Raw genomic sequence first — 7,814 nt, 5'->3', positions numbered from 1 at the left:
GGAGCAGGGGCTGGAACAGGGGCCGGGGCAGACGCCGCTGGAGCAGGGGCTGGAGCAGGGGCCGGGGCAGACGCCGCTGGAGCAGGGGCTGGAGCAGGGGCTGGGGCAGACGCCGCTGGAGCAGGGGCTGGAACAGGGGCCGGGGCAGACGCCGCTGGAGCAGGGGCCGGGGCAGACGGCGAGGCGGTGCTGTCGTCGCCTCCGCCGCCGCAAGCCGTAAGCGCCACCGCGCTGAAAAGCGCCATCAAGGCGGCGCACGAACGTCGAGAGAACTGGTCCACGGGGTCTCCTATGAAGTGATATGTGGATGGTGTTCTCTCGTTGTCGTTGGCGCAGTTGCGTCTTTGCGTTTGACCGTGCCGTTCTTGCGGTCGGTGATCAATAGCACATCATCAAGCCAAGCTTGTTGCGCTCGCAGGTAACGACGCGCGCGTGCACGGCCGGTTCGCTGGCCTTGCGCGGTGGTGCTGGCCTCACGATGGGACGCGGCGCCTGCACCGCGACGTTCCCACTGTCGTACTTGCTCATCGCCAACTTCCAGGTCGCGAGCCGCTCGCGCGACAGGGCCGCGAGTTCGTCGTTTTGGTAGATGCGCACATGGTCGACGAGCATGGGCTCCGACCCCGCGCCGGCCTGCATGCTCAGCACGAAAGGCCATTGTTCGAAGACATCGCGTGCAGTAGCGGGCAGGTCTGCGCGGATTACCGATTTCACCGCGACGTCGTCGAAGGCCCAGCGAATCCCCACTGGGTCCCATTCGAGCGAGATGCGGTGAAAGCCGTCGGCCGACGGCGTCAACCCGAACGCCGCATGAAAGGCGGGGTCATCGTCGATGCCGGGCGCGTAGAGACCGAGGTTGAGGTCCGCGCCGTGCTTTTCGAGGAGCGTGATCTCGCCGGACTCCAGCCAGTCGAGCGAGGTGAGTGGCGAGCCTTGCAGCGACACGCGCGCGGCACCGACCGGAAGCTTCATACGCAACTCGATGCGGCCATAGGCCATGGCGCTCGCCGGCCGCACGCGAAGGCTGCTCGAGGGCGGCACGAGCAGGTGGCCGCGGCCGTCGTGTTGAGGGCCTGCTGCGCCCGACTCCCGATGAACACGCCAACGCTTTTCGTCAGCCACCGCATTCGCTGCGGCATTGAACTCATCGGCCCACGCAAGCTTCCACTTGCTGTCGCGAATCTCCCGCGGCGGCGCCACGGCGGGCTGCCGAGGTGGCGCTGCCCCGATCGCACTCGCCGCCTTCACAAACTCGATGCGTCCCACGTCGAAGCGCACCGGCTCCTGCGATGGGTCATTGGCCGTCACCTCCACGCTCGACACGGCCGGCAGGGTCTGCGAAATGCTTGCACCATTGCCGGAGCAGTATGGCTCCGGCTCGAACGCCGCAAGCGGAATGTCGACCTCGACCTCGCCACGCACCCTTTGCAGCAGCACCGGGTAGCAGCCGCTGTTCTGCAGCTTCACATCTGGACCCTTTAGCCGGATGCGCAGCACTCGCTCGATGGGCGAGGACAAGCGGATGCGCAGACTCTGGAAGGCCGAGAGATCGACCGCTGGACCTTCGCGACTCGCGCCCACCTCCACGCCCAGCGTGCTCCAGTTGCTGCCGCGCGCGCGGCTCAGGCGGCCCGAAACGCGCACGCCGCCGTCGATGAAAGCGAGCGGGTCGCCCGCCACGTCGCCCGGCTTCTCCGACATCGCGAGCAGGTTCACTGGTGCTGGCGAGCGGCTCCGCGAATTGCTCTTGAAATCGGCCCACAGCACCGACTGCGCGTCAGCAGCAAAGACAGCCGCCGACAGCCACGCGGCGGCGAGCGCCGCCAGGATCCACGGTGCACGCTTCACGTCGCATTGACCGGCATGCACAACTCGCAGCGCACGATCGGCGAACCGAGGTGCGAACCGGATTCATAGCGCTGGAAGAAGTGACCTGCCGCCATCTCGAAGGAGGAAGTGGGGAGCCATTCGGTGAGTAGCGCGTCCCAGCCGCGGCCGATCTCGGCCGGCGGGCCTTCGTACTGCAGGCAGGCCGCCCATTGCGCCGGAAGGCGCTTGCCCATGGCACGCAAACCCGGGTCCTCCCAGTCGGCAGGCAGCTCGACGCAGAGGTCCATGCGGCAATGCGACGGCAAGGTGATCGTCGGGTCGTCCAGGCCGATCGCGAGAATGGGCTGGCCCAACAGCCGCATGCTGTCGACCCAGGGAACAAAGCGCGACAGCAGGGTCTGGGCGCTATGTCCGTAGTCGCCGCGCTCGCGCATGTAGAGGAAATCCTTCGCCTCGATGTGTTTCACCTCGACGCGAAAGCTGGTGGCCGGCCAGCTGTCGTTGGCCGGCGTGCGCCACGCAATCCATCCGCCTGAGCGCCACTGCGAAGGCGTCATGCCGAAGTGCTCGCGGAAGGCTCGCGCGAACGCTTCGGGCGACGCGAAGCCGCAATTCAGCGAGATCGAGGTGACCTTTTCGTTCGGGCAGTGGCGCAGGCGGCCGGCGGCCGATTCGAGCCGTCGGCGGCGAACGAATTCCTTTAGCGTTTCGCCGGTCCAGGCGAGGAAGAGCCGGTGGAAATGAAACGGCGAGAAAGCTGCGCGGTCGGCCAACCGATCCAGGCTTAGATCCTCCGCCAGGTATGTCTCGATGTGGTCGAGCACCCGCTCCATGCGTTGCAAGTGGTGACTTCGCAGGGAAGGCTGTTCACGTGGGCGAACCGGTCCGGTCAGCGTCCCGACGCCAACGGGCTGCAAGGCAGGCTCGAAGCGGGGCTGTACGGCGGTAGCGGAGACCAGAACGTTCGTCTTCATTGGACACCTCGTCGGTTGGAGCCGGGGGCTCAGCGCGCGTTGACCACACGCCCCTCGCTATCGAACAAATGGCAGTGGCCGGACTCAGGCCTGAGCCACACCACCTCGCCGGCGCTCAGCATGTGGGCACCACTCGCGAGCTTGACGGCCGCGGGCTCGGGGTGGCCGGCGACATACGCGTAGGCGATGTCGCAGTCGCCCAGGTGTTCGACCTGGTCGACGGTGGCCTTGAAGCCGCTGCCCGGCGGCGCGAAGCCGAAGTGCTCGGGGCGCACGCCCAGTGTCACTTCACGCGCACCGCCCGGCAGGCTCTGGTCGGGCAGGAAGACGCTGCCGGCATCGCCCATCGACAGGCGAAGCCCCGAGCCCTCGTCATGCGCCATGCCTGGCAGGAAGCACATCTTCGGCGAGCCGAGGAAGCCAGCGACGAAGCGTGTTTTCGGGTTGCGGTAAAGCTCCATCGGGCTGCCGACTTGCTCGATGCGGCCTGCGTTGAAGACAGCGATGCGTGTGCCCAGCGTCATCGCCTCGACCTGGTCATGCGTCACGTAGATCATGGTCGTGCCGAGATCGCGGTGCAGCTTGGACAGTTCCATGCGCATCTGCACGCGCAGCGCCGCGTCGAGGTTAGACAACGGTTCGTCGAAAAGAAAGACTTTCGGATGGCGCACGATGGCACGGCCGATGGCGACACGCTGGCGCTGCCCACCGGATAGCGCCTTCGGCTTGCGGTCGAGCAGAGGCACGATCTGCAGCACCTCGGCGGCACGCATCACCGCCTTGTGCACCTCCGCCTTGCTGAGCTTCGTGAACTTGAGTGCGAAGCCGATGTTCTCGGCCACCGTCATGTGCGGATACAGCGCGTAGCTCTGGAACACCATCGCGACGCCGCGGTTCACCGGCGGCAGGTTCTGCGATTCTTCGTCGCCGATGAAGATCTGCCCGGCGGTGATGTCTTCGAGACCGGCGATGGAGCGCAGCAGCGTGGTCTTGCCGCAGCCCGAGGGGCCGACGAAGACCATGAACTCACCGGATTCGACATGCAGGTCGATGCCGTGCAGCACGCGGGGGCCGGTGCCGTATTGCTTTTCGACGCCCTTGAGAGTGAGGTGTGTCATTTGTGCTTCCTGAATCAGAGGCTGAGAGTTTTTCGAGCGTGTCCGAGCAGCGCGTCAAAAGGCGCCTGATCTAGGCGCAAAGCGCAGCCATAGCCGGGCTATGGCGAGCATTTGCAACGACGAGCAGGGGTCTTTTGGCGTGATGAGCGGGCATGATCGAAATACTCTCAGCCTCTCAGCCCTTGACCGCGCCGGCGGACAAACCTTCAATGAGGCGGCGTGAATAGAGAATGAAGATCACGACCAGCGGCAGCACGGTGATGGCCGAGCCGGCGCTGATGGCGCCCCACTGCGTCTGACCGGTGCCTTGCAACGAGCGCAGCACGAGCGGCGCGGTGAACATTTCCTGCTGGCTCATGACGAGCAAGGCGCCAACGAAGTTGTTGTAAGACCCGATGAAAGAGACGAGGCCCAGCGTGCCCATGGCGGGGCCGATGAGCGGCACGACGATGCGCCAGTAGATGCCGAACTCGCCGCAACCATCCATGCGCGCCGCCTCCACGAGTTCGCGCGGCACGGCCGAGCTGATGTACTGGCGCATGAGGAAAACACCGAAGGCCGAACAGGCGCCGGGCACGATGAGTGCCCGGGTGCTGTTGAGCCAGTCGATCTCCTTCATCAGCAGCACGAAGGGGATCATGCCGACGAAGGCGGGCAGCAGCATGGTGGCCATGAGTCCCGCGAAGAGCTTGTCGCGTCCGCGGAATTCGTACATCGCGAAGGCGTAGCCGCCGAGCGAGCAGAGGAACAGGTTGAGTGCGGTCGCCGCTGCGGCAATCCACAGCGACAGGCCCACGCTGTGCCAGAAGTGGGGGCGCAGCGCTACGAGCTCGCGGAAGTTGTCAACGAGCGCGGAGCCGAACCACAACGGCGGCGGCACAGAGAGGATTTCGGTGTTGGTGTGCGTCGCGAAGACGAACATGAAATAGAACGGCGCCAGCATGATGAGCGCACCCAGCATCACGATGGCATAGGGCAGCCATTCGGAGGGCTTGAGCGCGCGCAGCAGTTTCGCCTGGCGACTCTTCTGGTTCGTGCGCGCGGCCGGCGTAGTCACGGCCTGCGCGATGAGTTGCGTTGCGGACATGGCGTGTCAATCCTTGCGGCCGAGGGTGCGGTTGTTGAGCCACGTGAGCGCGGCGATCACCATGAACATCAGCCAGGCCACCGCCGACGCGGTGCCGAAGTCGCCGTCGTTGAGACCGACCTTGTACATCTGCATCGCCACCGTCTCGGCCACCTGCCCCACGCCGCCACTGCCGCCGGTGAGGATGAAGGGCTCCTCGAAGAGCTGAAGGTTGCCAATGATGGTCAGCGTGACGGCGAGAAGCATCATCGGACGCAGCAGGGGCACTGTGATGTAGCGGAACTGCTGCAGCAGGCCTGCACCGTCGATGGTCGCGGCTTCGTACAAGTCCTTCGGGATGGTCTGCAGCGCTGACAGGTACAACACGGTGTTCCAGCCGACGAAGCGCCACCAGACGATGAAGGACACGATGGGCCTGGTGTACTCCGGCCGCCCCCAGTCGACGTTTTGCGCGGGGAAGAGCCAGGCGAGCGGATGGATGCCGAACAATTCCAGATGGCCTAGACCAGTCAGAACTTGGTTGATGACGCCGAAGTCGCGCGAGAACAGCGAAGAGAACACCAGCGTGATGGCCACGGTGTTGGTGATGTACGGCAGAAAGTACATCGCGATCACCGGGTTGCGCGCGCGGCGGAACTTCGTGTGGATGAAGAACGCGAGCGGCACGGCGATCAGGTGTTGCGGCAGGCCCGAGACGATGCCCAGCCAGAAGGTGTTGTACATCGCGCGCCAGAAGTCGCGCGCGTACAGCTCCGACCAGAACTCGCCCGAGAAGAAGCGTGACCAGGGCAGGTCATTGACTTGCAGGACGAAGGCGTAGTTGCCCAGCCCTTCCCACTTCATGTTGCCCAGGCCGGCAGTCAGCTCCCAGCGGAAGAACGATGCATACGCGGAGAACAGCAGCGGAAAGAGGCCGAAGGTCAGAAAGAGGATGAAGAACGGCGCGACGAACACGTAGGGCATAAGCTGCCACGGTTTGAGTCGGCGCCGCTTCCTCTCCTTCGCCGGTTTTCCGTTCGGGGCGAGGACTGCTGACATGGGCGTGAATAGGAATGGCGTGAGAACTGCGGGGACGTTGTGTCAGCGAGGGATCTCAGCGGCGAACGCGGCGTTCGATCGCCTTCTTCGCGTCGGCCAGCGCGGTCTTCACGTCCTTGCCCTGCTCCAGCACCTTGTCGAACTCGGCAGCCACAACTTCGGCAGCCACCGGGTCGAGCTTGTCCACATCGGTCGCGGGAATCTTCGCCGCGGTCGCCTTCCAATCCTGGCGGGCTTTCTGACCGCCGAGGAATTCCATCGGCTGGTCGACGAATGCGTCGGTGGTGGCATCGACGAGGGCCGGAAAGGCGTCGAGCTCACGGAAGGCGGCGATCTGCACTTCTCTGTTCGTGCTCATAAACTGCACGAAATCCCAGGCGAGTGCCTTATTCTTTGAGCCCTTCGGGATGGCGTAGAAGCTACCTCCGTAGGAGGCGTTCACGCCGCCGGGGATTCCGGCCGAGCGCCAGTTGCCCTTGGTGTCCGGCGCGATCCAGTTCTTCAGGTGGCCCGCGAGCCAGGAGCCCATCATTTCTGAGGCGATGGTGCCGCGCTTGAACCCTTCGCTCCACTCGTTGCTCCAGGCGCCGATCTTCGCGTCGATGCCGGCGGCGCGCGCGAGCTTGGCGGTTTCGAAGGCGTTCACGAAGCGCGGCGACTCGACGAGGATCTTGCCCTTGCTGTCGAAGTAGATGCCTTCACCGTCCTTCAGGCCGGAGCGGATGATGATGTCCTTGATCGCTGCGGCATGTGGGATCAGGTAGGAGCCGGTTTTGGCCTTCAGAGTCTTGCCGGCGTCGATGAACGACGGCCAGGACTTGGTGAGTTGCGCCTCGGTGATGCCGGCCTTGTCCATCAGGTCCTTGCGGTAGAACAAGGCACCTGGGCCAATGTCGGCGGGCATGGCGGCGAAGATGCCGCCGCGGCTCGTGGCCTGCGCCACGGAGAACTTGAAGAACTTGTCTTTGTACTGCAGCGCGTTATAGGGCGGCTTGGACAGGTCTTCCACACCGCCGCCTTCGGCGAACTTGGCAACGAAGCCGATCTCGATGCCCATCACATCGGGCAGGTTCGCGCCGGTGGCCAGCGCCGTGATCATGGCGTTGTGATGGTCGCCATAGCCGAGCGCGACGAGCTTGATCTCGACGTCGGGATGCAGCTTCTTGTACAACGGGATGGCGGCGGTGACGGAGCGGTCGAGGTCCTTGAAGGATGCGACGGTCAGCACCGTCTGGGCGGCGGCGAGGCCCGTGGCCGATGCCAGCAGCGTGGCGAGACTGAGCCTGATTGCGAGTTTCACTGTATCTCCTCATGGTGGTCGAGCGACGCACCTGCCGTTCCTGACGATTTCATGCAAGCGCTTGCATGAAAGTGTATGGAGCAGTCGGAGATCACCAGCCCAGGGGGAACCCTGAGCGGGCTAGCCGATTTTGCGATTTTGTGAAATATGTCATGCAAGCGCTGTCATGATGGACTCACGCCTGTAATTGCTCCGCCGATTGGAGTTGCACCGGCCGCGGAACTGGCAAAGCGACGTGCTCGCTCGGAGCGTGATTCAAATCAGATGGACGACCGCGTGCGCACGCCTCGCGCTTTGACCTGCCTTACATGCCGGATTACCCCGGAGCCGCCTCACCGAGCGAGAGGCTGAGAGTATTTCGAGCGTGCCCGAGCAGCACGTCAAAAGGCGCCTGATCTAGGCGCAAAGCGCAGCCATAGCTTGGCTATGGCGAGCATTTGCAACGACGAGCAGGGGGCTTTTGGCGT

General features: G+C 64.4%; 7 protein-coding genes. 1 reads left to right on the top strand and 6 read right to left on the bottom strand.

Annotated features, from left to right (window positions below; genetic code table 11):
- Nucleotides 1–220: hypothetical protein (locus tag AC30NL_RS07120; RefSeq protein ID WP_489463313.1), on the top strand; the 220-nt coding region annotated here is incomplete at its 5' end.
- Between the two features lie 158 nt (nucleotides 221–378).
- On the opposite strand, the gene AC30NL_RS07115 is transcribed toward AC30NL_RS07120, so the two are convergent.
- The 6 genes from AC30NL_RS07115 to AC30NL_RS07090 all read right to left on the bottom strand — a co-directional run bounded on the left by AC30NL_RS07115 (nucleotide 379) and on the right by AC30NL_RS07090 (nucleotide 7,347).
- Nucleotides 379–1,848, bottom strand: a complete 1,470-nt coding sequence (locus AC30NL_RS07115; protein ID WP_489463312.1) for a glycoside hydrolase family 16 protein — start codon at nucleotides 1,846–1,848, stop codon at nucleotides 379–381.
- On the bottom strand, nucleotides 1,845–2,804 hold the full coding sequence (locus AC30NL_RS07110) for an AraC family transcriptional regulator (protein ID WP_489463311.1): 960 nt from the start codon (nucleotides 2,802–2,804) through the stop codon (nucleotides 1,845–1,847). Before AC30NL_RS07110 ends, AC30NL_RS07115 begins: the two co-directional genes overlap by 4 nt.
- 29 nt (nucleotides 2,805–2,833) lie before the next feature.
- Nucleotides 2,834–3,922: an ABC transporter ATP-binding protein gene (locus AC30NL_RS07105; protein WP_489463310.1), complete on the bottom strand. Its 1,089-nt coding sequence runs from the start codon at nucleotides 3,920–3,922 to the stop codon at nucleotides 2,834–2,836.
- A gap of 175 nt (nucleotides 3,923–4,097) precedes the next feature.
- Nucleotides 4,098–5,009, bottom strand: a complete 912-nt coding sequence (locus tag AC30NL_RS07100; protein WP_489463309.1) for a carbohydrate ABC transporter permease — start codon at nucleotides 5,007–5,009, stop codon at nucleotides 4,098–4,100.
- Nucleotides 5,010–5,015: 6 nt separating this feature from the next.
- A complete protein-coding gene (locus AC30NL_RS07095; protein ID WP_489463308.1) occupies nucleotides 5,016–6,047 on the bottom strand; it encodes a carbohydrate ABC transporter permease in 1,032 nt (343 codons plus the stop codon).
- Nucleotides 6,048–6,102: 55 nt separating this feature from the next.
- Nucleotides 6,103–7,347 carry an ABC transporter substrate-binding protein gene (locus AC30NL_RS07090; protein ID WP_489463307.1) on the bottom strand — a complete coding sequence of 415 codons (1,245 nt, stop codon included), beginning with the start codon at nucleotides 7,345–7,347 and terminating at the stop codon, nucleotides 6,103–6,105.
- Between the last annotated feature and the right edge of the window lie 467 nt (nucleotides 7,348–7,814).

The organism is Rhizobacter sp. (genome assembly GCA_021153565.1).
Classification (GTDB): Bacteria; Pseudomonadota; Gammaproteobacteria; order Burkholderiales; family Burkholderiaceae_C; genus Albitalea.
This window is presented reverse-complemented; position numbering and strand designations above follow the sequence as displayed.

Excerpts from the sequence above, each read along its gene's own strand:
- AC30NL_RS07110 (WP_489463311.1), bottom strand. The coding sequence starts at position 2,804 with ATGAAGACGAACGTTCTGGTCTCCGCTACCGCCGTACAGCCCCGCTTC.
- AC30NL_RS07105 (WP_489463310.1), bottom strand. The coding sequence starts at position 3,922 with ATGACACACCTCACTCTCAAGGGCGTCGAAAAGCAATACGGCACCGGC.
- AC30NL_RS07100 (WP_489463309.1), bottom strand. The coding sequence starts at position 5,009 with ATGTCCGCAACGCAACTCATCGCGCAGGCCGTGACTACGCCGGCCGCG.
- AC30NL_RS07095 (WP_489463308.1), bottom strand. The coding sequence starts at position 6,047 with ATGTCAGCAGTCCTCGCCCCGAACGGAAAACCGGCGAAGGAGAGGAAG.